Origin of the sequence: Nocardioides sp., from assembly GCF_034670285.1 — a bacterium.
GTDB lineage: Bacteria > Actinomycetota > Actinomycetes > Propionibacteriales > Nocardioidaceae > Nocardioides.
The window spans coordinates 1-2,012 of record NZ_JAXMNS010000533.1 but is presented as its reverse complement, the minus strand read 5'-3'; the positions used below and the strand labels follow the sequence as shown (position 1 = coordinate 2,012).

General features: G+C 68.9%; 2 protein-coding genes. Both read right to left on the bottom strand.

Annotation, left to right across the window (positions count from 1 at the left end; genetic code table 11):
• Positions 1-121: 50S ribosomal protein L31 (rpmE, locus tag VOI19_RS18680; RefSeq protein WP_323794444.1), on the bottom strand; the 121-nt coding region annotated here is incomplete at its 3' end.
• A gap of 133 nt (positions 122-254) precedes the next feature.
• The gene (locus VOI19_RS18675; RefSeq protein WP_323794443.1) at positions 255-1,835 is read right to left on the bottom strand and encodes a HAMP domain-containing sensor histidine kinase; all 1,581 of its coding nucleotides are present in this window, start codon (positions 1,833-1,835) and stop codon (positions 255-257) included.
• Between the last annotated feature and the right edge of the window lie 177 nt (positions 1,836-2,012).

Genomic DNA, 2,012 nt, shown 5'->3' with positions numbered 1-2,012 from the left:
ACTGCGAGCACACGTCGGCGCGGATCGTGCCGGCCGAGGCGGTGCTGCGCGTGGTGAACGTGGCGCCACAGGTGCAGGTGACCTGGGTGGCGGTGTAGTCGGGGTGAATTTCCTTCTTCATGGTGTCCCTCGCAGATAGTCCCATTGCTGGGAGAGTGCCGGGTCGTCAGCGCGCGGGATACGCGAGACGGGAACCGGAACAACTGGTCAAGCCTACTAACGTCCGCAGGCCCTGCCCAATTCCGGCCCGACGCCTACAGAGCGCGGCGGTCGGAGAGCTGCACCACCGAGTCGTTCTCCACCAGTCCGATGCGCTCGCCGTGCAGGCGCAGTCGCACGAAGACGGTGGTCCCCTCGCCCTCGGCGGACTCGATGATGACGTCTCCGGCGTGCCGATCGATGATCGTCTGCACGATACGGAGCCCGAGCCCGGTTCCGGCGATCTCATTGGTCATCGCGTTGGAGGCGCGGAAGAAGCGGGTGCCGAGACGGTCGAGCTCGGACCTCGGGATGCCGATGCCGTGGTCGCGCACCGAGATCTCGACCCGGTTGCGGATCCGCTTCAGGCCCACCTCGACCGAGCCGTTGTCGTGGCTGAACTTCACGGCGTTCGTCAGAATGTTCAGGAAGGCGCGATAGAGCATCGCCCGGTCGGAGACCACGAGCATCGGCTCGTCCGCGCCGACCACCTCCACGGTGATCCCGCGCCGCGCGGCCGTCATCCGGATGTCCGTCACGGCGTCGGTCACCATGGCGGTGACGTCACTCGGCTCGAGGTCGCCGGCGCGCTGCTCGGCCTTGGAGAGGGCCAGCAGGTCGTCGATGAGCGTGCGGAGTCGCGTCACGTTGCGTCGAGTCGCCTCGAGCATCCGGTCGTGCCGAGGCTCGAGCTGACCCTGGAACTCGTCAGCGACCATCTCGAGGTAGCCACTGATCGTCGTCAGCGGCGTCCGCAGCTCGTGGGAGACGTTGGAGACGAAGTCGTCCTTGGCGCTGTCGAGCACGTGCAGCTCGTCCTGGATGCGACCCTCGACCGCATGCGCGCGTGACTGGGCGTCGGCGAAGTCGTTGAACGCACGCGCGATCGCGCGGACCTCCTTGGGCCCCCGGTCGCCCTCGGCTCGGCTCTCGGGGTCGTTCTTCAGCATCCGCTGCACGACCTTCTCCAGGGCCAGCAGCGGCTCGGACAGCTCAGCGAGCAGGGTCGAGCGGGTCCGACCGATGAGGATCCAGGCCAAGCCCATGAGGAGCAGCGCCAGCACGATCGTGACGCGGAAGCTGAACATGGCCACGGCACGGGCGTCCTCGCCGGCAGCAGCGAGCGCTTCCTCGGTGCGACTGTGCGCCCCGGCGACGTCGGCTGCCAGCTCGCGTCCGGTCTCGAACGCCACCAGGTCGTAGGTGCCCGGTCCACCGGCGGCGTCGAGGCGGGGGCGGGCGTAGGAGTTGAGCCAGATGCGGATGCGCGTCACCTCGGACTCGACCGCCGGGACGACGTCGGGGAGACTCGCGGCGCCTTCTTCGAGGGCCACCATCGAGGCCTCGAGATCGGTCACCCCCAGCGTGAAGTCGACGCGGTAGGTGCGCGAGCCGCTGACCTCCCAGCCGGTGACAGCAGCCTCGACGTCGGAGAGGTCGCGCACCACCTGGTCGTGGACCTGGACGGTGGGGATCACGACCTCGGTGGCGCGGTTCATGGACTGCATCGACACCACGACGCCGACCACGCAGACCACCGCCATCAGGGCGACCAGGGCGCCGAGGCGCCAGATGACGGGCGCCAGCATGCGTGAGACCGGGCGTCCGGGGTCGACCACCTTCGCGGCGACACCCATGGCGAACCCCCCTCGTGGCCGTATACCCCGTACGGCTCTCCGCGATCCTAGCCTCACCCCGCTGCCGGGCGTGGCGGGACCGACAGGCTCGGGCTCGCGATCAGGTCGTGCGGCTGAGGAGCGCCTCCACGCGCGAGGCGAGCTCACGGGGGCTGAACGGCTTGGTGATGTAGTCGT

Excerpts from the sequence above, each read along its gene's own strand:
- VOI19_RS18675 (WP_323794443.1), bottom strand. The coding sequence starts at position 1,835 with ATGGGTGTCGCCGCGAAGGTGGTCGACCCCGGACGCCCGGTCTCACGC.